Origin of the sequence: Streptomyces sp. NPDC050287, from assembly GCF_044459385.1 — a bacterium.
Classification (GTDB): domain Bacteria; phylum Actinomycetota; class Actinomycetes; order Streptomycetales; family Streptomycetaceae; genus Streptomyces.
This window is the reverse complement of sequence record NZ_JBITIY010000010.1, coordinates 162,287-185,035: the sequence shown is the minus strand read 5'-3', so window position 1 is coordinate 185,035 and position 22,749 is coordinate 162,287. Positions and strand designations below refer to the sequence as shown.

The following is a 22,749-nucleotide window of genomic DNA, read 5'->3' as shown; positions in this document are numbered from 1 at the left end:
GAAAGCGGGGGCCACCTGGACGGGTGGCCCCCGCTGGGGGCTTCGGGGTGCGAGCGTTGCCCCTCGGTCTTCAGCTCATTCCCTCCCCGCTCCGCCGGCTCCCGCCGGACGCCACCCCCGGGCACGCGCCCGGGGAAGAGCGAAGGCGGCCCACAGGACGGCGAGGACGGTGGCCGTGCCGAGGAGGACGAAGAGGGTGGCGCGGCCGGTGGCGCGGTCGGCGGTGGAGGTGTCCCTCATGGTCACGGGATCGGAACCGCGGTCGGTGCCGACGGGCGGACCGGAGTCGCCGAGGATGGTGGTGACGGCGGCGTAGGGGTCGAGTTGGGGGATGTCGGCGGGGTACGCGGTGGCGGTCAGGCGGCGGGTGACGGCGGCGGCGGAGTCGTCCGGTCGGGCGGCGCGGACCGCCGCGGCGGCCCCGGCGGCGTAGGCGGTGGCCACGGAGGCGCCGGCGCCGAGGTAGTGGCCTTCGCCGCGCGGGCCGCCCGAGACCACTCCGGCGCCGGGGGCGGCCAGGTCGACGCCGCCGGTGGGCAGTGAGCCGTCCGGCCGGGCGCCGCTGGGGAGCATGTCGGCGACCGACAGGACGCCGGGTTCGCCGGCCGGCCAGTAGGTGCGGGACGGGATCTCGTCGGTGCCGCCCCGGGACGGCGGGTCCGGGGTGGCCGCGGCGACCACCACCGCACCCGCGCGGCGGGCCTCGGCGACCGCGCGGGTCAGCTCCGGGGTACGGCGGGGCAGGGCCACCGTCACCGCGATCACCCCGGCCCGGGCGGCGGTCGCCTCGCGCACCGCCTCCGCGACCAGGCCGGGACCGGCCTCGCCGCGCCGGTCGGTGCCGCGCAGGGCCAGGATCCTCGCGCCCGGGGCGACTCCGGCCAGGGCCGGGCTGTCCCCGCCGGTCCCGGCGATCAACCCGGCCAGGAACGTGCCGTGTCCGACACAGTCGTCCCCGGCCGCCCCCTGGGCGGTGACCCGGCCGCCGAGCCCGGCGGCGTCGGGGGCAACCCCGGTGTCGATCAGGGCGACGGTCACGCCCGTACCGGTGCTGTGCCGGTGCAGCCGGTCCAGGTCGAGGCGCTGGCGCGACCAGTCCCGCTTCTTCGCCTGCCGGCCGGAGGCGGGTGTGCAGGCCACCTGCTCGGCCTCCGGATCGAGCGCGGAGGGCATGCCGGGCAGTTCCTGACCTTTCTTCGTCCCGTCGGCCGTGGGCAGGCCCGACAAGGGGGCCGCCTGGGCAGGGAGGGCCGCGGGCAGCAGCAGGGCGGCCGCGAGGCCGGCGCCGGACAACAGGCGGGCGCCCCCGCGGGCGGGCGGCCTCACCGGGCCGCCTTCGGGGCCGCGCCCGTGACGTCCTCGGGCAGGAGGATGCGCAGGTCGTCCAGGGTGGGTACGGCCAGTGAGCTGAGCCGTCCGGCCTGGCGGGTGACCATCGACTCGACCACCTGGCGGGCCAGGCGGGCGTTGCCGAAGGAGCGGTCCCGGGGCAGCGCGTCGAAGTACTCCTTGAGCAGCGGGCCGGTGCCGGCACTGCACTCGTAGCCCATGCTCGCGGCCTGGGTACGCACGATGGTGACCAGTTCCTCGGAGGAGTAGTCGGCGAAGGCGACCCGGCGCGGGAAGCGGGAGGACAGACCCGGGTTGGAGGCGAGGAAGCGCTCCATCTCGTCGGTGTAGCCGGCGACGATGACGGCGACCTCGTCGCGGTGGTCCTCCATCAGTTTCAGCAGCGTGTCCACCGCCTCCTGGCCGAAGTCGGCGCCGCCGCCGCGCGGGGTGAGGGTGTAGGCCTCGTCGATGAACAGCACACCGCCGCGGGCCCGTTCGAACACCTCGCGGGTCAGCTGGGCGGTGTGGCCGATGTAGCGGCCGACCAGGTCGGCGCGGGCCGCCTCGACCAGCTGTCCGCCGGAGAGGATGCCGAGCTGGCTCAGGATCTCCCCGTAGAGCCGGGCGACCGTGGTCTTGCCGGTGCCGGGCGGGCCGGTGAAGACCAGATGGTGGCTGATCGAGGGCACCGGCAGTCCGGCGGCGGCGCGGTGGCGGGCGGTGGTGATGAGGTTGACCAGGTTCGTGACCTCGCGCTTCACCTCGGCCAGGCCGATCATGTCGCCGAGGCGGGTCAGCGGGTCGTTGTCCGGAGCCGGGGTCTCGGTGGCCTGTGCGGCGGCGGTGGCGGAGACGTCCTCCGGCAGCAGCAGCCTGAGGTCGTGCTCGCCGACCTGCGGCAGGGCGGCGAGCCGGACCGCCTGCCGGTCCACCATCTCCTCGAACACCCCGCGCGCGGCACGGCCGTTGCCGAAGCCGGCGTCGCGCGGCATCGCCTCGAAGTGCGCGGCCAGCGCCGCCGCGGTGCCCTCGGCCAGCTCGTACTGGTGCTGGGCGCACATGTTCTCCATGATCGCGACCAGTTCGGGCACCGAGTAGTTCTCGAACTCGACGGTCCGTGAGAAGCGGGAGGCCAGGCCCGGGTTGGAGCCGAGGAAGGACTCCATCTCGCGGGAGTAGCCGGCCGCGACCACCACCACGTCGTCGCGATGGTCCTCCATCAGCTTCAGCAGGGTGTCCACGGCCTCACGGCCGAAGTCGGCGCCGCCATGGCCGCTGTCCGCGGTGAGCGTGTAGGCCTCGTCGATGAACAGCACGCCACCGAGCGCCCGTTGGAAGGTCTCGGTGGTCTTGATCGCGGTGCCGCCGACGATCTGTGCGACCAGGTCGGCGCGGGAGACCTCCACCAGGTGCCCGCTGCGCAGCGAGCCGAGTTCGGCCAGGATCGCCCCGTACAGGCGGGCGACGGTGGTCTTGCCGGTGCCGGGCGGGCCGGCGAAGATCAGGTGGCGGCTCATCGGCGGGGCGGACATGCCGAGTTGTTCCCGGCGCTGGGCGAGCTGGGTCAGGTTGACGAGGGTACGCACCTGCTGCTTGACGTTGTCCAGGCCGATCAGCGCGTTGAGGGCGCCGAGCGGGCCGTCCTCGCGGTCCGGCGCGGGCGCGTCCGCGGCTCCGGATCCGGCCGGGTCGGTGTTCTCGGCGCTACCGCTCCCCCAGGCGTCCCGCTTGCCGTTGCCGGTGCTGGTCAGGCCCTCCACGGCGAGCCGTTCGCCGGGCGCGGTCTGCACCAGGCCGCCGCCCTCGTTCTCCCGGGCGAGGCAGTTCACCAGCGAGACCGGCGCGGTGGACTCCACCCGGAAGCCGTCCTGGGCGCCGCCGGTGACCTCGCAGCCGCTGAGCGAGGCGAGGGCGCCCTCGTGGAGCAGGAAGCCGTGGCCCTGGGGGGCGTGCACCGCGGTGCGGTTGGCGGTCAGCTCGCCGCCCCCGGCGACCACCACGCCGTCCTCGCCGGACATCTCGACACGGAAGTCGCGGACGGTGACGTTGCCGCCGTCCTCCACGACCAGGCCGCTGGTGGCGGTGTCGGAGACCCCGCCGCCGGCCAGGTAGAGCGTGCTGCCGGAGGCCGCGCGCACGCCCGCGCCCGTCGGCCGTACGATCTCGCAGTCCTCGGCGCGGCCGCGGGCACCCTTGGTGGCCACGATGCCGTCGCCGGAGGGCTCCACCAGCCGGGCCCGGCGCAGCAGCGGGTTGGCGCCGCCGCGAACCGCGACCGCGGGTGAGCCGCCGATGACTTCCAGGCGGTCCAGCTCCGGCGCGGAGTCCTCCTCCAGGAGCAGCCCGGTCTCGTGGCAGTCCCGGATCGTCAGGCCGGTCAGCGCCGGGGAGGCGGCGCCGGCGACCCGCAGCGCCACGCCCTGCGCGCCGTCCACCCAGCAGTCCTCGAAGGTGCCGCGCGCCCGGTCGGTGACCAGCACGCCGTGGCCGCGGGTGCGCGAGACGCGGCAGCGGCGCAGCACCGGGTCGGTGCCCGCGGCCAGCGAGATCCCGGTACCGGAGGCCCCGGTGACCCGGACGTCCTCCAGCGTCGTACGGCCCGCGCTGCTCAGGTGGACTCCGGTGCTGGTGTCGTGCACCACGGTGCGGATCACCGAGGTGGTGCAGTTCTGCTCCAGGGCTATGGAGGGCTTGTCGGTGGAGGAGATGTCGCAGTCCTCGACGGTGCCGCGGGCCTCACCGTTGGCGAGCAGACCGTTGCCGCGGGCGTCGCGCACCGTGCAGCCGCGGATGCGCGCGTCGCCCTGCTCGGCGAGGACCAGGCCGCTGGTGCCCAGGTGTTCCAGGGTGCAGGACTCCACGGTGGTGGGCGTGGTCGAGGTGACCACGATTCCGGCGCCCTGCGGGTTGCTCACCCGGCAGTCCCGCAGCGCGAGCGAACCGGTGCCCCCGGCGAGCATCGCGGTCCAGGCGGCACCGACGATCTCGCAGCCGTCGAACGCGGCCTGCCCGCGCCGCACGTCCACGGCGGGCTGCTCGGCGTCGCCGCCGCGCAGGGTCAACTCGGAGAGCATCACGGCGTCGGCGCGCAGCGCGAGCACGCTGCCCGAGCGCGGCCGGATCTCCACCGTGCCCCGGCCCTCGGCGGCGGTGAGGGTGACCCGGGTGTGGATCACCAGGTTCTCCGCGTACGTCCCGGGCCGGACGCTGATGAGCGCGCCGGTACGGGCTGCCGCGAGTGCCTCACCGATGGTCCGGTAGCGGTCCCGGTCTCCCGGTCCGACCGTCAGTACCTGGCGCGACACGCACCAACCTCCTTGCCTCGGCGGCGTCTTGGACGGGCGCCCCGCTTCCGGGGGCCGCGTGTCGGCGAGCCGACGGTGTCATCATGCCGCCCCTCGGGGCGGGGCGGGCTGTCGGGGGCGCTGCCCCCGGTGCCTACGATCCGGGGGCGTCCGGTCAGACGCTCCACTTCTGGTTGTCGGTGCCCGCACAGCTCCACAGTTGCAGCGAGGCTCCGTTGTCCCGGTTGTTGTCCTTGATGTCGACGCACTTGCCGACGACGGTGTTGACCAGGTCGTGGCTGGCGTTCAGGACGAACTTCTGGGCGTTGTTGCCGTTGCACCAGGCGATCTGGATCGGGGTGCCGTCATTGAAGTTCGCGTTGGCCACATCCAGGCACTTGTCCTTGATGCGGATGGTGCCGTCGGAGGCGAACCGCCATTGCTGCGCCTCGCTGTTGTTGCAGTCCCAGACGTGCAGCTTCCTGCCGTCGCCGAAGTCGGCGTCCGGCACGTCGATGCAGCGGCCCGAGAGATGGCTGTGCAGGGAGACGGGAGAACTGAGGGTCAGGCCCGAACCGGCCTTCGCGGGCTGGTTGTTCCCGCCGCCGGCCTTCGTTCCGCCGCTCGGCTTCTTCGGCCGGCCGCTCTGACCGGAGTCCTGCTTCGGCTGATCCTCGGCCTCGCTCTTGTCCTTGTTCTGCGCCGGGGCGGGCGCGGAGGCGGAGGCTGGGGCTTCCCTCACAGGCTTCTCGGGCTTGCCGGAGTTCTTCTCGCTGTCGCCGGAGGCCCCGGTGTCGGGCGAGGTCACCACGAAATCGCCCGGCGCGTCCTCGGAACTCCCGCCGAGCACCGTTCCCGCCGCCGCCGACGTCTTGGGGGCCTTGTCGTCGTCTCCGCCGAGCACCAGGAACGGCACCGACACGAGCACCGCCCCCGCGACCGCCGCGCCGGCCAGCACTGCCCTGCCGGGCCGCCCCACCGGAGCGGTCCGCTGCTGCGGCCGGTCGATCGCGGTCACCGTCATGGTCCGCACGAGCGCGGGCAACCGGCTCTTGGCCGCCGCAGCGGCACCGGGGTCGGTCTCGGAGCCGGACTCGGTCTCTGTATCAGCCTCTGTCTCGGTCTCGGACCGGGTGTCGGAGGCGGTTCCGGCCTCGGTGGTCTTGCCCTGTGTGGCCTTGCCCTCTGTGGTCGTGCCCTCGGTGGTCGTGCCCTCTGTGGTCTTCTCCTCGCCCTCGGCGGCCTTCGTACCGGTCCCGGCCTCGGCGACCCTCGTACCCGTCCCGGTCACGGCGGCCTTCGTACCGGTATCGGCTCCGGTCTTCGTCTCTGCGGGCTCGGTTTCGGGCTCGGCGTGGGCGGCGGTCACGGCGCTCGCGGTGACGGTCGTCTTCTCGCCGCCGGAAGCTGACTCCGCGTGCGCCGTCGGTGATGTGGGGGTGTGCTCGGCCGACGGCGTCACGGGGTCCTCCCTGTGGTCTGGGGCGAGGGTTCAGGAGAGCTGTCGGTCGAGGGAGCGCCGGAACGTTCCTCCGCCGCTGCGTCCGCTACGGGCGTCCCCTGGTCGCCCGCCCCGCGTACGGCGCTGGGAAGACTGTCCGCCGGGACGAGAAGAGGGGCCGCAGCCCCGGCGTTGACCATCAGCAGGGTGCCGGGACCGCTCAGTGAACGGGCCAACTCCCGTGCCGGAAGCGTGTCATGGTGGACCTCCTGGGACATGAACTCGTGCGTCGGTGAGGTGAACACCAGCACCACCGGCGCCCCGTCCCGCCCGGCGGCCATGAGCGGCCGGCTGTCCGGTCCGCGCATCACGGAGACCTCCGCCTCCGCGAGCGCCTCGAGCGCCGCGTCCACCGAGCCGTAGCCGGTGGCGGCCCGCTGCGCCGCCGCGTCCACCGGGTCGGTGGGCTCCGGCCAGCCGAGCATCCGCGCCGAGGGCCGGTACGCCGGGTTGGCGCGGTACTCCCCCACGCCGCCGCTCTCGTCCGACTGCCATTCCCCCAGCACCGCCCACTCCGGCGGCGTGCGCTCCTCGGTCCACTCCGGGTCCACCACCCCGATCCAGTGCCCTGGCGCCCGGCGGGCAGCGGCCCGCACGGCCTCGGGTATGCCGGGATTGTCAGCGGCCTCGCGTAACACGGACTCGGCGCCCTGCCTGGCCTCTTGGCGTTCTCCGGGCCGCATCTCCACCTGAATCTTGGATCCGTACGAACTCTTGGGCGCCATGCGCGCACGCGCCGACACTGATCGGTCGGGGAGCCAACAGGATGCCACACACGCCCCACCCGTGGGCGTCCGGGGAAGATCCGTATCGGGCTCCCACGTGCCCGTTTACTGCCCGGTTGGAGAACTTTCCGGGAGCAGTGAGGCGAGGAGGGACAAAGGGACGGGGCGGTTGGGGCGGCTGAGCGGATGCCTTCCTCGCGACGGGCTAAGTTGGGTGCGCCGTCGGCCCCGGCGCCGTGCACACCTCGACGCGGCGCTGGCCCAACGCCCGCCCGGATCCCCGGAGTTCTTCCGGGCCGGCCGTTGCGCGGGCCCCTGACCACGACCGACAGCTCGCCCCCGAGGAGGAGTAAGCGCATGTCCCCCCAGCACCCCACCCCCGGCGCGAACGCGGAGGCGGCCGCCGCCCCGCGCGTACGGGAGGCCGGGTCCTCGCCCACACCCTCCGCACCGTCCCCGGAGGCGCCCACCCCGGACGCCGGCCCCGAGGCAGAGTCCGCGACCACGCCGACGGGAACAGACCCCACCGCGAGCGCCCCGACCGGGACGACCGCCGCTCCCGAAGCGGAGTCCCGCACTCCCCCGACCGCGAAGACCGCCGCCGCTCCACCCTCAGCCTCGGCCGCCGCCAAGGCCTCAAAGACCACCGAGGCGCCCGAGGAGGGCGTCGGCGTGGCCGCGGCCGTCGGGACAGCGGCGCCGGGGGTCAGGACCGCCACCGGCGTCCACAGCGGACGTCCCCGCAAGCCGGTCCTGGCGGGGGCCGCGATCGTCGGCGCCGTCCTGATCGCCGTACCGCTGCTGCTGGCCGGGGGCGCGAACGACGAGAAGCACGGCGACACCGCCAAGGGGCTGACCGCGCAGGGCTCCGACACGGTGCTGAACCCGGACTCCTCCCCTGCCGCCGTCGACGACTACGTGGCCCAGAAGCCCAGCCCGTCCCCGAGCAGGGAGAAACCGAAGAAGAGCGAGGCCCCTAAGGTCGTCGCGCCCCAGCCCCCCGCGCCCAAGCCCGTCACGTCCGCGCCGAAGGCCAAGGCGAGCAGCCCGCCCGCGAAGAAACCCAAGCCCAAGCCCAAGGCGGCCCCGGAGCCGGACTGGAGCACCGAGACCGTCTTCGCGACCAGTGTCCTGGAAGTCAACCAGGCCTGGACCACCAACCGCATACGCATGGTCATGCAGACCGACGGCAACCTGGTCGTCTACAACGAGAAGGGCAAGCCCATCTGGGCGTCCATGACCTTCGGCCAGAACCACCGGGCGATCTTCCAGACCGACGGCAACCTCGTCATCCACAACGGCGACGACCGCCCCATCTGGGCCTCCCAGACCTGGGGCAACGAGGGCGCCCAGCTGGTCCTCCGGGCCGACGCCAAAGTGGCCATCGTGAACAACGGCAGGGTTCTCTGGTCGACCTGACACCGACAGGACACTCAGCACCGGCACCGGCACCGGCACCGGCACCGGCACCGGGGAATGGCACCCGTGCGCGGCAGTGGAGGACAACAGGGCTGCCGTGCACGGGAGTCACGGAGCCGGGGCGGTCAGTGCTCGCGGCCCCGGACCGGTGCCGGCTCGTGACCGGTCGCGGTGTGTGGCCGGCCTCGGCTCATCCGTCCGCGATCAGCCCTCGCCGACCAGGTCGAGGTCGTCACGAGTCGCTTCCGTGGTGATCTCAGAGGTGATCTCCGGAACGGGCCACTCACGGTTAAGCGGCTGCGACACATCCCGCCACCAGGGACGCGTGGGGAGGTCTCCGGCGGGCTCGAAGGGCTGGCCCGGAACCGGGACGGCTGCGGACTGTCCCACCGCGCCGGCCGCCGCAAGCGTCCACTCACCGGGCTCCGACCACGCGTGCGCCGCGAGGTTGAAGGTCCCCCAGTGGATCGGCATCATCACGCCGTGCGGCTGTCCGCCCTGAAGGTCGAGGTGGGCGCGCATGCCCTCCTCGGGGGTCATGTGGATGTCCGGCCAGAACTCGCTGTAGGCGCCGATCTGGATCATCGTGGCGTCGAACGGGCCGTGCTCGGCGCCGATGTCCCGGAAGCCCTCGAAGTAGCCGGTGTCACCGCTGTGGTAGATCCGGTGCTCGTCCCCGGCGACGACCCAGGAGGCCCACAGGGTGTGCTGGGTGTTGCGCAGACCGCGGCCGCAGAAGTGGCGGGCCGGGGTGGCTGTCAGGGTGAGGCCGCCGACCTTGGTGGCCTCGTGCCAGTCCAGCTCGCGCAGCCGGTCGGCGGACACGCCCCAGTGCTCCAGGTGGGCGCCGACGCCCAGAGGCACCGCGAACAGCGTGTCCGTGCCGGCCAGGGCCTTGATCGTGGGCAGGTCCAGATGGTCGTAATGATCATGGGAGATCACGACGACGTCGACCGGGCCGAGCGCGGCCAGCGGCAGCGGCACCGGGTGCAGCCGCTTGGGTCCGGCGAAGGAGAACGGGGAGCAGCGCTCGCCCCAGACCGGGTCGAAGAGCACGCGCTGTCCGTCGATCTCGGCGAGCACACTGGAGTGGCCCATCCAGGTCAGCCGCAGCCCGGTGGCGGGGGGTCTGGCGATGTCGGCGAGTGTGGTGGGATGCACGGGCACCGTGCCCTCGGGGGCGCGGCGGGCGCGTTCTTCCTTGTCGAAGTAGAGCTTCGCGAACTCCACCGCCGAACCGGAGGGCCGGGTGCCGGTCGTGCCCCCGGGATTCTGGAAGACACCGTTCTTGAAGTGGGGCGATCGGCGGATGCGCGCCATGCGCTCACCGCTCGGATCCGCACCGAAAGCCGCGGGCCGCAGCGCGCGGAGCCCGGAGCTCGGGGAACGGAAACCGGTCACGGTGTACCTCCAGGTGGAGTCGGTGAAGCGTCCCATTATGGTCCGCCCCTCTGACAACGCTGAGACCGCCGGTCTTCGTTCCCACGTTGACAGATCGTGATCTCCGACCCCACGTTGACAGATCGTTATCACCGTCCGGATACTCACCCACCGTTCAGTAGTCCGCACTCAGCGACCACCTGCCGACGAGCGCCCTGCGGCCCGGGCTCGTCGTTCCGAGGAGCCCCATGACCACCCCTCTGATGTCGCTCACCTGGACCGATCACGTCACCGGACGCCAGGGCTTCCTGGTCGTCGACCGGCTGGTGCGCGGTGTCTCCAGCGGCGGACTGCGGATGCGCCCGGGCTGCACCCTGGAGGAGGTCGCCGGTCTGGCCCGCGGGATGACCATGAAGGAGGCGCTGCACTACAACCCCGAGGGCCGCTACGTCCCTCTGGGCGGCGCCAAGGGCGGTATCGACTGCGATCCCCGGGACCCGGGGGCGTACGAGCTCCTGGTCCGGTACCTGCGGGCCGTGCGGCCGTACATCGAGAGCATCTGGACCACCGGCGAGGACCTCGGTCTCACGCAGGACTTGGTGGACCGGGCGGCGACCGAGGCGGGGCTCGTGTCGTCGGTTCAGGCCGTGTTTCCGCTGCTCGACGACGAGGCGGCGGCCCGGCGGCGGCTCGCCGACGCGTTCGCGATCGAGGTGGACGGGATCGGGCTCGACGAACTGGTCGGCGGCTGCGGGGTCGCCGAGTCGGCCCTGGCCGCCCTGGACCTCGCCGGCGTGCCGTACGCCGGGACGCGGGTCGTCGTGCAGGGCCTGGGCACCATGGGCGGCGCCACCGCCCGGTTCCTCACGCGCGCGGGACTCACGGTGGTGGCCGTCGCCGACATCAAGGGCACGATGTTCAACCCGGACGGTCTCGACGTCGAGGCGCTGCTCGCCGCACGGGACGCCTACGGGACCGTCGACCGCGGCGCCCTGCGCCCCGGCGATCTCGAGCTGCCCGGTGACGCCTGGCCGGCGGTGGACGCCGAGGTGCTGGTGCCCGCGGCGGTCTCGTACGCAGTCGACGCCGTGAACCAGGAGCGGATCACCGCGCGCTGGATCGTCGAGGCGGCGAACATGCCGGTCCTCCCGGAGGCGGAGGAACTGCTGGCCGCGCGCGGGGTGACGGTCCTGCCGGACGTCGTCGTCAACTCCGGCACCAACGCCTGGTGGTGGTGGACCCTCTTCGGCGACATCGGCCCCGACGCCGACGAGGCGTTCAGCCACACCCGGCGCTCGATGCGCGCGCTGGTCGAGCAGATGCTGGCCCGCGCGCACGCCGACGGGACGACCCCGAGGGCGGCGGCGCACGCCATCGTCGCCGACCGGCTGCCGTTGATCGCGGAGCGGTTCGGGTGGTACCGGTGACGGCGGTCGCCGATAGGGTCGGGCACCGTGACCGTTCACCTGTGCGTTCTGTTGTGGGCCCGCTCCGGAGCCGGCGAGGCCCTGGCCGCCTACGAGGACAAGGTCCTGGCGCTGCTGGGCGAGCACGACGGCCGACTCCTGCAGCGTGCCCGTACCGTCGGGGCCGGGGTCGGCCCGGACGAGATCCAGCTGATCGAGTTCGCCTCGCAGGCCGGCTACGACGGCTTCACGGCCGACCCGCGACGCACCTCTCTGGCCGCTGAACGCGACGCGGCGATCGCACGCACCGACCTCCACCGCGTGGAACTGGTGGACCAGCGCCCCCACCCGGCGCCATCAGCGGTGACGCAATAGGGTGACCGCGTGGCAAGGGTGCGGTTGAGCGTGACGGAGCGGCGAGAGGAATTGCTGCGGGCCGCCGTCGAGCAGATCGAGGCGCGAGGTGTCGCGGCGGTCAGGATCGCCGACGTGGCCTCGGCGCTCGGGGTGAGCAACGCGCTCGTGCTCTACCACTTCTCGTCGAAGGAGAAGCTGGTCGCCGCCGCGTTCACCCACGCCGCGGAGGACGACCTCGCCCGGTTGCGCAAGCTGCTCGGTCGCCGCACCACGGCGCTGCGCCGGCTGCGCGCGGCAGTGCGCTGGTACGCCCCGACCGGCCAGGCCAAGGGCTGGCGGCTGTGGATCGAGGGCTGGGCGGCGGCGCTGCGCGAGCCCGCGCTGCAGGAGGTCACTCGGGATCTCGACAGGCAGTGGAAGGCGGCGCTCGCCGAGGTGATCGCCGAGGGCGTGGCCGCGGGGGAGTTCCGCTGCCCGGACCCGATGGGCACGGCCCTGCGCCTGACCGCCCTGCTCGACGGTCTCGCCGTACAACTCACGTCGTACGCGGGTGCGGTCCCGCGCGCGCGGGCACAGAGGTGGGTGGACGAGGCGCTGGCCCGGGAACTGGGGCTGACCCGCGAGGCGCTGACGGCCCAGGAGCCGTAACGCCGAGTGCCCGGCGCCCGCCCGCCGTCCTGGGGGCGAAACGCACGGGCACCCGCACCCTCAGGCCACCGAAGCGATCCGCGTCTTGATGTCGTCCGGTGACAGCGTGCCCTTGGCGGTCACGTGGTCCCCCGACGACTCCCCCCGCAGCCGGCGTCCGATCCACGGCACCAGGTACTCGCGCGCCCAGTGCACGTCGTCGCGCCGGATCTCCAGGGTGCCGCGCGGCGGGAGCGGCGGCCAGGGCTGCTCCGGGTCGGCAGGGATCTTCAGGCCGAGGGCCTGGCCCGCGCGCAGCGCCACGCGGGTGTGCCCCTCGGGCGAGAGGTGGAGCCGGTCGCCGTCCCAGGCACGGCGGTCCTGGATGGACTTCAGGGACCACAGGTCGAGCACGGGACAGCCGTACCGGTCGGCGACGGCCCGCACATGCCCGTTGTACGTGGCGATCTTGCCGCGCAGATGCTTGAGGACGGGGACGCCTCGGGTGTCGAAGCCGGTCGTCACCATCACGGTGCCGGCGACGGCGGTGAGCCGCGCGATGGCCCGCTCGAAGCGCTCGGCCACCTCGTCGGGGTCGGTGCCGGGACGGATGATGTCGTTGCCGCCGGCGCAGAAGGAGACCAGGTCCGGCGCGAGTGCCACGGCCTGCGGCAGTTGGTCCGCCACGATCTGGTCGAGCAGTTTCCCGCGCACGGCGAGGTTCGTGTAGGTGAAGTCGCCCTCGGGCCGGCGGTCCGCGAGAAGTACCGCGAACCGGTCGGCCCAGCCGACGAACGCCCCGTCGGGCCCGGGGTCGCCGACGCCCTCGGTGAAGCTGTCCCCCACCGCCACGTACGACCCGATCACTGATGTGTTGTCACTCTTCGAATCGTCTGCCACATCGGCCCATGATTCCCCTTCGGATGTGAGCTACGCGACCGTAGGAAAGGGTTGACGGGCGGTGAGATAAGCCACTGACCAAGGGTTGGTCAAACCAGGAATAGCCTTCTTGTCAACGCTGTTGGAGCTTCGACTGCCACACCCGGAACCCGGAGATCCGGAAGTGGCTCCAGGTGGTCCGGAAGGCGAAGTGCCCACTCGTGTACGGCTCCGGGTCCCGGTAGTCGAACACCAGCCGTCCGTTGTTCCACCATCGCACCGTCGGACCGTCGGAGACGATCCGCACCCGGTTCGGCCGGTTGGCCACGAGCAGCGGCTCCGAGTAGTCGTAGACGAGCGGCCGGACGCCGGGCTCGCCGACATAACGGCGCAGCCGGGTCGTGGTGTTGGTGTTGGCGCCGTAGCCGGCGTAGTACGTCTTCAGGAAGTCGTATTCCGCGAGCGCACCGCCCCGCGCGGTGGCGAACAGGTCGTCAGGGGAGCGGACGTCGAGGGCGTTCCAGAAGTTGTTGAGGTCGGACACGCGGTCGTTGACCCCGCCCTCGGACACCGGCGTGGCGGTGTACTCCAGGATGTACGGTCCTTCGAGCCGCTTCCTGAACCAGACCGTCGCCCCGGCGGGCACGTCGATCTCCAGGATTCCCTTCGAGGCGGCGACGGTGCCGCCCTGCTCGAGTTCCACGGCCCACTGTCCGAGGCCGTGGCGGAAGTCGTCGTGGGCGATCAGGCGGCGGTGGCGGGGCGAGGCGCTCGCGGTGGCCGTGGGGGCGAGGGCCGTGAGGGCGGCACCGGCCGCCAGGGCTCCGAACGCTCTGCGCGTGGTCGTCACGGGAAGCGGCTCCTTCGGGAGGGGTGATGGAGGGTTGGGGGCGACAGCGGGAGAAAGCGCTTACCCCGCAACGGAGTTCACTGTGACCTGACCGACCCCGCGCTGTCGACACCTCGGTCGCCCCTGCCACATGACCGCAATGTGATGATCAGGACGAGACAGGAAGTCCGCCGAGCCCCGGACATACCGAAGGCCGGACCCGGGGATCGGGGTCCGGCCTTCGGCAGCGTGTCAGGCAGATGGTCTACGGGGCGTCAGCCGACCGAGACGCCCTTCGTGCGGAGGTAGGCGACCGGGTCGACGTCGGAGCCGTAGTCCGGGGTGGTGCGGATCTCGAAGTGCAGATGCGGTCCGGTCACGTTGCCGGTCGCGCCGGAGAGGCCGATCTGCTGGCCCTCGGACACACTCTGCCCGCTCGAGACGGAGAGCGATGACAGGTGCGCGTACTGCGCGTAGTAGCCGTCTGCCAGCCTGATGACGACCTGGTTGCCGTACGCGCCGCCCCAGCCCGCGGAGACGACCGTGCCCGCGCCGACGGCCTTGAGCGAGGTGCCGGTCGGGACGACGAAGTCGACCCCGGTGTGGTAGCCGCTCGACCACATGCTGCCCGCCATGTGGTACGGCGTGCCGATGGCGGCGCCGGAGACCGGGAGGGTGAAGCCACCCGCGGTGGTGGTGGTCTCCGCGCTCTGAGTGGCCTCCGTCGGCTTCTGAGACGAGGACGACTTCGACGAGGAGGACGACTTCGGCGAGGAGGCGGACGCACCCGAATCCTCGGAGGGCGACTCGGACTTCGTGGTGCTCGCCGCGGCCTTCTTGCCGATCGTGAGCTTGAGGCCGGGATGGATCAGCGACGGGTCGTCGCCGACGGCCTGGCGGTTGTCGTCGTAGAGCCGGTGCCAGCCACCGCTCACATTCTGCTCGTCTGCGATCTTGGCGAGGTAGTCGCCGGTCCGCACGGAATAGGTCCTCACATCCGAACCCCGCACGGAAGCCGCCTTTTCGGCCACCGCCTTTTCGGTCACCGACTTCTTCGCGGCGACCGGAAGAGACGACTGAGCGGAATTGCCCGAAAGGGAATGGGCACTCGCCGCATGGGCACCGGTGGCCCCCAGAAGCGGAAGGGCGAGTGCGGCGCCGCCGGTTCCGGCGACGGCTATGGAACGGGTGAAGCGCTGGGTCTTCGGACGGCGGTGCTTACCCTTCGCGGGCATGGCGAATTCCTCTCCGGCGCCTGCGAGGTGAGCTGTCGGGTGCGGACTGGAGATGCCCGGCCGCTCCGAAGAAACGGCTTTACCCCTAGCCTGTTCCGGAGACCGGAACAGGCGGTTGTGCCTGTGGGTCCCCCGCTCCTGCCGTGTACGGGTGAGTGTGTGCGGGATCCGGGCGGCGGCAGGATTGGGCGTCCGTCCGGATGGAATCGTGAAGGTAAGCGACCAAGACGCGCAGGGACAAGTGAGAGGTTGCGTCCCATTGCGTTCCTGTTGATTCCCCAAGGGAATGACCGGTCACCCTCCGTCGATCAGGAGGAAGCCCCTCACCCGAATCCCCTTGAAACACGCGAGAATTACGTGGACATGACGGGCGACGCACGGTCACGAATATGACGCTCCTCACGCGCCGCCCCACAGAACGCCTGATTCCACATGGAGTTGGAATGAAGGCGCCAATTAGGGCACAACTCTCAGATGCGGCGCAGCCGGAGAACTGTCGCGTCCAGATCTCCCCGCAAACCGGTACGCAGTCCGTGGTGCAGCAGCACCGCCCCTCGGTGCACTTCGCCCGTTTCACGGCATTCGTACGACGCTGTCGGGTCGAGCCCGCGCAGCCGCAGTGCCGGTACCGGCTCACCGTAGTGCTGGGCCTGGAGCCAGGCGAGAACGACCGCCTCGTCGCCGAGGACGTACTGCACCGCGCTCAGCCCGCCCTCCGGGGGCCGCAGCCGGTAGAGGTCGCCGCGCTGCACGAGGGGCCGGATCTCCTTGTAGAGAGCGACCCACTCGCCGGCCTCGGCGAGTTCCTCGTCGGTCCACTCGGCGAGGTCTCCGCCGACCCCCAGCACTCCGGCCATAGCGCTGACGAACCGGAACCGCAGGGAGCTGACCCGGCCGTTGAGCTGCGTGTTGGGGCTGTCGGTGACCCAGGCGGCCATCACGCGCGCGGGGTGGATCTGACTGAAGCCGTGCTGGATGGCGAGCCGGTCGAGCGGGTCGGTGTTGTCGGAGGTCCACACCTGGTCCGTACGGCTCATCACACCGAGGTCGATCCGCCCGCCGCCGCCCGAGCAGGACTCGAAGGCGACGTTCGGGTGGGCCTGACGCAACCGGTCGAGCAGGCGGTACAGCGCGGTCACGTGGTCGACCCACAGACGCTGCGGGTAGGGGTCGCCGGGCCAGCCGGCGTCGGTGAAGCAGCGGTTGAAGTCCCATTTCACATAGTCGATCGGGGCACTGGAGAGCAGGGTGTGGAGCTGTTGCCAGAGGTACTCCTGGACGTCCTCGCGGGCGAGGTTCAGTACGAGCTGATTGCGCAACTCCGTCCGCTTTCGTCCCGGTTGGTACTGCACCCAGTCCGGGTGGGCGCGGTAGAGGTCGCTGTCCGGGTTGACCATCTCCGGCTCGACCCAGATGCCGAACTGCATGCCGAGGTCGTGCACGGAGTCGGCGAGGGGCTTGAGGCCCTGCGGGAAGCGGTCGGGGTTGGGCGTCCAGTCGCCGAGGCCTGCCCGGTCGCTGGTGCGCTTGCCGAACCAGCCGTCGTCGACGACGAACAGCTCGACGCCGATCGCCGCGGCCCGGCGGGCCAGCACCCCCTGCTGCTCCTCGGAGATGTCGAACTCCGTGGCCTCCCAGGAGTTGAACAGCACGGGCCGGTCCCGGTCCGCGTCCGGGATGACGTACGCCCGCTGGTAGGCGTGCCAGGCACGGCTCGCCCCGCCGAAGCCCCCCTCGCTCCACAGGCCGGCGAAGACGGGCGTGGTGAAGGACTCCCCCGCCTCCAGACGGAGCAGGCCGGAGTCGTCGTAGCCCGCGCCGCCGGTGATCTGCACGCGCGTGTCGGGCAGCTCGGCCACGGCGATGCGCCAGGACCCGGACCAGCCGAGGGCGCAGCCGTACACCTCGCCGCGCTCCTCGGTCGCGTCGGTGTCGAGCGCGACCCACGGCAGGTGCTGGTGCCCGGTGTGGCCGCGGCGGCTGCCGATGACCTTCTCACCGTAGGTGAGGGGGGCGCGCACCAGCCGGGACTCCGCCGCCCAGCGGCCGTGCAGCTGGGACAGCCGCCAGCCGCCGTCACGGTCGGGCAGGGTCCAGGTGGCCGAGTCGGCGCGCAGGAGCTCCACCGCGGGCCCCTGGTTGTCCAGGCTCACCCAGCGCTCCACGACGTCGTGCCGCATCCGGTAGTGCAGCGTGATCGCGAGCCCTCCGTCCCGGAACCGCAGCCGCAGTTCGTCGTCCTCGGCCCGCTCGTACGCCTCGAAGGTCCACTCGGTGCCGCGTCGCTCGTCCGTGCGCACGGACAGGGCCGGGCGGACGAAGCGGGGGCCGCCCTCGACGGGGTACTCCTCGCGTCCGTCGAGCGGGGACTCGAAGGGCCAGTAGTCCGGCAGCGGGCGTACGGCGAGGGCCTCGGCGTCGGCGAGCCCGATCCGTGGGCCCCAGTGCAGGTGCAGCAGCTCGTCACCCTCGGTGAGGTGGAGGGCGTAGCTGCTGGCCGGCCCGGACAGAATCCACGTACGGCCGTTGTCGGCGATTTCCAGCATGCAGTCCCTCACAGATACCAACAGACACGAACAGGTGTAATCAAGCCTCAACATCATCAGGGTCGGCGCACCCTCGGTGCAACGCCTGTGGACAACTCATTGCCTCAGGAACCCATGTCGTATCGTCGAGTGCGTGCCTGTCGCCGAGCCGCGTCGACGGGATCCGAACGAGGAGGAGCCCGTGACGCAGCAGGTCCCGTCCACCGAACCCGACCTGACCGGAGTGCGCAACTTCCGCGACGTGGGCGGGCTGCCGACGGTGGACGGACGCCGGGTGAGATACGGGGTGCTGTTCCGCAGCGGCCACCTCGCACACGCGACCGAGGAGGACGCCGCCTTCTTCTCCTCCCTGGGCCTGCACACGATCTTCGACTTCCGCAACGCGGCGGACCAGAGGCTGGAAGGGCCCGACGTCGAGCTGCCGGGCGTGCGCAACGTGAACCTGCCGCTGACCGACCCGGCGGACGGCGCCGAGTTCTGGACGATGGTCCGGGACGGCGAGATCGACCAACTGCGCGAGATCCTCGGCGAAGGCAAGGCCGCCAACCGGATGATCGCCTCGTACCGCACGATCATCAAGGAGCGCACCGCCGAGCATTCCCGGGTGCTGCACGCGCTCGCCGAGGACAGCCTTCCCGTGCTGATGCACTGCGCGGCCGGCAAGGACCGCGCGGGGCTGTCCGTCGCGGTGACGCTGCTCGTCCTGGGCGTGGAGCGGGAGGCGATCGTCGCCGACTACCTGGAGTCGAACGCCAAGCACCGCCGCTACAAGGTGCGCCGCAGCGGCACCTCGGCGTCGGCCTACTCCCCCGAGGTGATGGAGTTGCTCAGCCCGCTCTTCGAGGCCCGGGTCGAGTATCTGACGGCCGCGTTCGAGACGATCGACGAGACGTGGGGCGGCGTCGACGCGTACTTGGAGATGGGGCTGGGAATCACCCCGGAGATCCGGGACCGGCTGCGGGAACGGCTGCTCGACTGAGACGTACGGCCGCTGGTGCCTGGCACCCGCTACTGCCTGGCACCCGCCGCTGCCTGGCACCCACTACTGCTTGGCACCCACTTCGAACAGGAAGTAGATGAAGGCCGCGAACACGTGGCCGACCGCGATGTAGATGATCAACCGCACCCACAGGGCGCGCGGGAACTTCTCCTCCATGTCGCTCATGGCATCTCTCCAGGGGTGGGGCCCAGGCACAGTGTGGCCGTGGGGCTCTGCAGCAGGGTGTGGACGAGCAGGAGCTCGACGCCGTCGGGGTCCTGGGCGGCGATGCGGTGCGGGGTCAGCGAGTCGAAGTGCGCGCTGTCGCGAGGCGCCGGACGGGACGCGGACGGGAAGTGCCCGCACGCCGCGTCCCAGTCGGCAACTGTCTCATCGGTTCCGAGACCGTCGTACCTTGAAGTTCTCTCCCAGCCGAAGCCGGGAGACTCTCCCCTGGATCGCTCCGGGGAGTTTGACAGGTCATGCCTGTCCGACGACGACCCTTCCGGCCGCCGGAGCAAGTACGGGACTCACTCGGATTGTTGGGGGCTTGGCTGTCACCCCCAGCAATGCACTGATCGTATCAGAGGGGTTACGGAGCGATTAACGTGGCTCCACGCCGTCAAACTGAGGCGGGCGACAGCCCGGCGGCGCGGGCCGCGGCCTCCAGGGTGAGGGAGGCCTGGCGGCGCAGGGCGCGCAGCTGGGGTGCGACGGCGGGCAGGTCGGCGACCGGCCCGGTCGCCGTCTCGTTCTCGGCTTCCGGGGAGCTCATGCTCTCCATTGAGCCGCAGCCTTGCCCGCTCGGCAATTTTCTTGCCTCAGAGGCAAAGCCGCCGGAAGAGGGACGGTTCGCCGCCCGCCGGTTCCCCGCCTACCCGTTCGCCGTCTCCGCCCGTTCGCCGTCTACCGGTTCGCCACCGCCTGCTTGATCAGTGTCTTGCTGAAGTCCCACATCAGCCCGCCGCCGCTGTGCGCGTCGTCCATCACGGCGGTGAACGCGTCCACGAACCGGTCCACCTCCTCCTCGCCCACGACCAACGGCGGAATCAGCTTGATCACCTCCAGGTGGTCGCCGGATACCTGGGTGAGGATGCGGTGGTGCTGGAGCAGGGGGACGACCACCATCTGCGCGAAGAGTCCCTTGCGGGCGGCCTGCAGCACGGTCCAGCGGCTGCGCAGTTTCAGCGACTTGGGCTTTCCGAACTCGATGCCGATCATCAGGCCCCGGCCGCGTACGTCGGCGAGCAGCTCGTACTTGTCGACCAGCGCCGTCAGTCGGGACTTCAGCAGCTCGCCCATGGCACGGGCATGGGCTACGACCTGCTCGTTCTCCATCACCGACAGGACGGCCAGCCCGGCCGCCATGGCCTGGGCGTTGGACCCGAAGCTCGCCGAGTGGACCAGCACCCGGTCCATCGACGAGTAGACCTTCTTGAAGATCCAGTCCTTGCCGAGGGTGGCGCCGACCGGCACATAGCCGCCGGACAACGCCTTTGCCACGCACACCAGGTCCGGCTCGACACCGTCCTCATGCTGGTAGGCGTAGAAGTCGCCGGTGCGGCCGAGGCCGGTCTGCACCTCGTCCGCGATGAGGAGCGCCTTGTGCTTGTGCAGCAACTCCTGGGCGGCGCGCAGGTATCCCGGCGGCGACTCGTGCACGCCCTTGCCCTGGATCGGCTCGACGATCAGGGCGGCTACGTCACCCTTCTTCAACTCCCGTGCCAGGGCGTCGAGATCACCGAGGGGTACGGCCGTGTCGGGCAGCAGCGGGGTGAAGCCGTCCCGGAAACCGTCCTCGCCGTTGACCGACAACGAGCCGGTGGTCAGGCCGTGGAACGCGTGGTCGCAGTAGAGGATCCGCGGCTTCCCGGTGGCGTACCGGGCGAACTTCAGCGCGGTCTCCACCGCTTCCGTCCCGCTGTTGCCGAAGAACACCCGGTCCAGGTGCGGACTGTGGACCAGCAGCTTCTCCGCCAGCAGCCCGGGCAGCGGCTGGCAGTCGAAGCGGGTGAGGTCGGCGAGCCGGGCGTCGAGGACGTCGTGCAGCGCCCGGCGGACGACGGGGTGATGACGGCCCAGGCCCATCACCCCGAACCCGGCGAGCATGTCCAGGTAGTCGTTGCCGTCCGCGTCCCAGAAGTGCGCGCCCTCGCCCCGCTCGTAGACCTTGTCGAAGCCGATGGTGTGCAGCATGCGCGGGAGCTGGTGGTTGAGGTACTTGGTGTGCAGCTCGTAGCGCTCGGCCCCGCGCTCGGCCAGCAGCGCGCCGAGGTCGAACTCCCCGGCCTGCGAGGACGACGACGCGGGTTTGGCGGTTGTCATTCCTGTGTCTCCTTGGACAGTTCTTCCTGGACGGCCCGGCTCGCCTCCTTGACGGCGAGGCTCGCGCCGATCCGTCCGGCGACCTCGACGGGCGTGAGCCCGATGTCGGCGAGCACCTCGCTCCGTTTGGCGTGCGCGAGGAACTGCTCGGGGATGCCGAACCGCCGTACGGGGACGTCGACGTCGGCGTCGCCGAGGGCGAGCGCCACCGCGGCGCCCACACCGGAGGCGCGGCTGTTGTCCTCGACGACGGCGACCAGCCGGTGTGCGGCGGCGAGGCCGGGCAGCGCCGGGTCGACCGGCTTGACCCACCTCGGGTCGACGACCGTGCACCCGACGCCCCGGGCCGCCAGCAACTCGGCGGCCTGAAGGCAGACCGGCGCCATCACGCCGACGGCGACCAGGAGCACCTCGGGCCGGTCCGCGCGCCGCAGGACGTCCATGCCGCCGACGTGGTCGACCGCCGGGATCCCGGTGCCCACCGACTCCTTCGGGAACCGCACCAGCGTCGGCGCGTCGTCCACCGCGACCGCCTCCCTGAGCTGGGCGCGCAGCTGGTCGGCGTCGCGCGGCGCGGCGATCCTTAGGCCGGGCACGACCTGGAGGATCGACATGTCCCACATACCGTTGTGGGAGGGCCCGTCGGCCCCGGTGACCCCGGCCCGGTCCAGGACGAACGTGACTCCGCAGCGGTGCAGGGCGACATCCATCAGCAACTGGTCGAAGGCGCGGTTCAGGAACGTCGCGTAGACGGCGACCACCGGGTGCAGCCCGCCCGTGGCGAGGCCGGCCGCGGACACGGCCGCGTGCTGTTCCGCGATGCCCACGTCCCACACCCGCTCCGGGAAGCGGGCCGCGAACTTGCCCAGCCCCACCGGGTGCAGCATGGCCGCCGTGATCGCCACGACGTCGTCGCGCTCCTCGCCGATCCGTACCATCTCGTCGCCGAACACCGAGGTCCAGGACGGCCCGCCGGCCGGCGTGAGCGGCTCACAGGTGAGCGGGTCCATCACGCCGACGGTGTGGAAGTGGTCCTCCTCGTGGGCGAGGGCGGGTTCGTAGCCGCGCCCCTTCTCGGTGAGGCAGTGCACGAGCACCGGCCCGTGGAAGCGTTTGGCGCGCCGGAGCGCCGACTCGACTGCCTTGAGGTCGTGCCCGTCGATCGGGCCTACGTACTTCAGCCCGAGGTCCTCGAACATGCCCTGCGGGGCGAACGCGTCCTTGAAGCCCTTCTTGGCGCCGTGCAGCGACTCGTACACGGTGTTGCCGACCAGCGGGGTCCGCTGCAGGACGTCCTTCCCCCAGGCCAGGACCTTCTCGTAGCCGTCGGTCGTGCGCAGGGTGGCCAGGTGGTTGGCGAGGCCGCCGATGGTGGGCGCGTACGACCGCTCGTTGTCGTTGACGACGATGATCAGCGGCCGGTCCCTGGCCGCCGCGATGTTGTTCAGCGCCTCCCAGGCCATGCCCCCGGTCAGCGCCCCGTCGCCGATCACCGCGACGACATGGCCCTTCTCGCTCTGCACCTGGCGGGCCTTGGCGAGTCCGTCGGCCCAGCCGAGCGCGGTGGAGGCGTGACTGTTCTCGATGACGTCGTGCTCGGACTCCTCACGCGAGGGGTAGCCGGACAGGCCCCCCTTTCCGCGCAGCTTGGAGAAGTCCTGACGTCCCGTCAACATCTTGTGTACGTAGCTCTGGTGGCCGGTGTCCCACAGGATGCGGTCGACCGGCGACTCGAAGACCCGGTGGAGCGCGATGGTCAGTTCCACCACCCCCAGGTTGGGCCCGAGGTGTCCGCCGGTCCTGGCGACCGCGTGCACCAGGAACTCACGTATCTCCTCGGACAGTTCGCCGAGATCCGCCTCGGACAGCGCCTTCAGGTCGCGTGGTCCCCGGATGTTCTCCAGAATCGTCACGTCGGGCCCCCT

17 protein-coding genes, 1 pseudogene and 1 riboswitch are annotated in these 22,749 nt (G+C 71.5%); of the genes and pseudogenes, 5 read left to right on the top strand and 13 right to left on the bottom strand.

The features are described from left to right. Positions 1 to 75: 75 nt before the first annotated feature. The 4 genes from ACIBK3_RS32055 to ACIBK3_RS32040 form a co-directional block, all read right to left on the bottom strand. Positions 76 to 1,326, bottom strand: coding sequence for a S8 family serine peptidase (locus ACIBK3_RS32055; protein ID WP_399370911.1), 1,251 nt, complete (start codon positions 1,324 to 1,326; stop codon positions 76 to 78). Further along, positions 1,323 to 4,637, bottom strand: a complete 3,315-nt coding sequence (locus ACIBK3_RS32050; RefSeq protein ID WP_399370910.1) for a right-handed parallel beta-helix repeat-containing protein — start codon at positions 4,635 to 4,637, stop codon at positions 1,323 to 1,325. The genes ACIBK3_RS32055 and ACIBK3_RS32050 overlap by 4 nt, the downstream gene beginning before the upstream one ends. A gap of 154 nt (positions 4,638 to 4,791) precedes the next feature. Then, positions 4,792 to 6,078, bottom strand: coding sequence for a ricin-type beta-trefoil lectin domain protein (locus ACIBK3_RS32045; RefSeq protein ID WP_399370909.1), 1,287 nt, complete (start codon positions 6,076 to 6,078; stop codon positions 4,792 to 4,794). Continuing rightward, the gene (locus tag ACIBK3_RS32040) at positions 6,075 to 6,800 is read right to left on the bottom strand and encodes a type VII secretion system-associated protein (protein WP_399371048.1); all 726 of its coding nucleotides are present in this window, start codon (positions 6,798 to 6,800) and stop codon (positions 6,075 to 6,077) included. The genes ACIBK3_RS32045 and ACIBK3_RS32040 overlap by 4 nt, the downstream gene beginning before the upstream one ends. Positions 6,801 to 7,199: 399 nt before the next feature. On the opposite strand from ACIBK3_RS32040, the gene ACIBK3_RS32035 reads away from it, so the two are divergent. Next, positions 7,200 to 8,261 (top strand): mannose-binding protein, encoded by a 1,062-nt coding sequence (locus tag ACIBK3_RS32035; protein WP_399370908.1) that lies wholly within the window; start codon positions 7,200 to 7,202, stop codon positions 8,259 to 8,261. A gap of 204 nt (positions 8,262 to 8,465) precedes the next feature. Here ACIBK3_RS32035 and ACIBK3_RS32030 read toward each other — a convergent pair whose 3' ends face one another. Then, positions 8,466 to 9,662 carry an MBL fold metallo-hydrolase gene (locus ACIBK3_RS32030; protein WP_399371047.1) on the bottom strand — a complete coding sequence of 399 codons (1,197 nt, stop codon included), beginning with the start codon at positions 9,660 to 9,662 and terminating at the stop codon, positions 8,466 to 8,468. 227 nt (positions 9,663 to 9,889) lie between these two features. On the opposite strand from ACIBK3_RS32030, the gene ACIBK3_RS32025 reads away from it, so the two are divergent. Genes ACIBK3_RS32025 through ACIBK3_RS32015 form a run of 3 tightly spaced genes read left to right on the top strand, consistent with a single transcriptional unit; the run spans position 9,890 to position 12,052 of the window. After that, positions 9,890 to 11,068, top strand: a complete 1,179-nt coding sequence (locus tag ACIBK3_RS32025) for a Glu/Leu/Phe/Val dehydrogenase dimerization domain-containing protein (protein ID WP_399370907.1) — start codon at positions 9,890 to 9,892, stop codon at positions 11,066 to 11,068. A 27-nt stretch (positions 11,069 to 11,095) separates the two neighbouring features. Further along, entirely contained in the window at positions 11,096 to 11,422 is a 327-nt protein-coding gene (locus ACIBK3_RS32020) for a hypothetical protein (protein WP_399370906.1), read from the top strand. A 30-nt stretch (positions 11,423 to 11,452) separates the two neighbouring features. Continuing rightward, positions 11,453 to 12,052, top strand: a complete 600-nt coding sequence (locus ACIBK3_RS32015) for a TetR/AcrR family transcriptional regulator (RefSeq protein ID WP_399370905.1) — start codon at positions 11,453 to 11,455, stop codon at positions 12,050 to 12,052. Between the two features lie 60 nt (positions 12,053 to 12,112). Here the strand turns inward: ACIBK3_RS32015 and ACIBK3_RS32010 are convergent, their stop codons facing one another. The 4 genes from ACIBK3_RS32010 to ACIBK3_RS31995 form a co-directional block, all read right to left on the bottom strand. Continuing rightward, complete coding sequence (locus ACIBK3_RS32010) at positions 12,113 to 12,898, bottom strand: SGNH/GDSL hydrolase family protein (RefSeq protein WP_399371046.1); 786 nt, start codon at positions 12,896 to 12,898, stop codon at positions 12,113 to 12,115. Between the two features lie 145 nt (positions 12,899 to 13,043). Then, the gene (locus ACIBK3_RS32005; protein ID WP_399370904.1) at positions 13,044 to 13,760 is read right to left on the bottom strand and encodes a DUF6250 domain-containing protein; all 717 of its coding nucleotides are present in this window, start codon (positions 13,758 to 13,760) and stop codon (positions 13,044 to 13,046) included. Positions 13,761 to 14,014: 254 nt separating this feature from the next. Next, complete coding sequence (locus ACIBK3_RS32000; RefSeq protein WP_399370903.1) at positions 14,015 to 14,974, bottom strand: peptidoglycan DD-metalloendopeptidase family protein; 960 nt, start codon at positions 14,972 to 14,974, stop codon at positions 14,015 to 14,017. 4 nt (positions 14,975 to 14,978) lie between these two features. Then, a riboswitch (cyclic di-AMP (ydaO/yuaA leader) is annotated at positions 14,979 to 15,138 on the bottom strand. A gap of 306 nt (positions 15,139 to 15,444) precedes the next feature. After that, positions 15,445 to 17,520: an alpha-galactosidase gene (locus ACIBK3_RS31995; protein ID WP_399370901.1), complete on the bottom strand. Its 2,076-nt coding sequence runs from the start codon at positions 17,518 to 17,520 to the stop codon at positions 15,445 to 15,447. A 181-nt stretch (positions 17,521 to 17,701) separates the two neighbouring features. Between ACIBK3_RS31995 and ACIBK3_RS31990 the strand changes: the two genes are divergently transcribed. After that, positions 17,702 to 18,499, top strand: a complete 798-nt coding sequence (locus ACIBK3_RS31990; RefSeq protein ID WP_399370900.1) for a tyrosine-protein phosphatase — start codon at positions 17,702 to 17,704, stop codon at positions 18,497 to 18,499. 63 nt (positions 18,500 to 18,562) lie between these two features. Here the strand turns inward: ACIBK3_RS31990 and ACIBK3_RS31985 are convergent, their stop codons facing one another. The 4 genes and pseudogenes from ACIBK3_RS31985 to dxs all read right to left on the bottom strand — a co-directional run bounded on the left by ACIBK3_RS31985 (position 18,563) and on the right by dxs (position 22,737). Then, positions 18,563 to 18,685: a DUF6126 family protein gene (locus ACIBK3_RS31985; protein ID WP_015656364.1), complete on the bottom strand. Its 123-nt coding sequence runs from the start codon at positions 18,683 to 18,685 to the stop codon at positions 18,563 to 18,565. Then, positions 18,682 to 19,274 (bottom strand): annotated as a pseudogene (locus ACIBK3_RS31980) (XRE family transcriptional regulator). Before ACIBK3_RS31980 ends, ACIBK3_RS31985 begins: the two are co-directional and overlap by 4 nt. Positions 19,275 to 19,405: 131 nt before the next feature. Further along, positions 19,406 to 20,824: an aspartate aminotransferase family protein gene (locus ACIBK3_RS31975; RefSeq protein ID WP_399370899.1), complete on the bottom strand. Its 1,419-nt coding sequence runs from the start codon at positions 20,822 to 20,824 to the stop codon at positions 19,406 to 19,408. Continuing rightward, positions 20,821 to 22,737, bottom strand: coding sequence for a 1-deoxy-D-xylulose-5-phosphate synthase (dxs, locus tag ACIBK3_RS31970; protein ID WP_399370898.1), 1,917 nt, complete (start codon positions 22,735 to 22,737; stop codon positions 20,821 to 20,823). The genes ACIBK3_RS31975 and dxs overlap by 4 nt, the downstream gene beginning before the upstream one ends. Positions 22,738 to 22,749 lie beyond the last annotated feature (12 nt).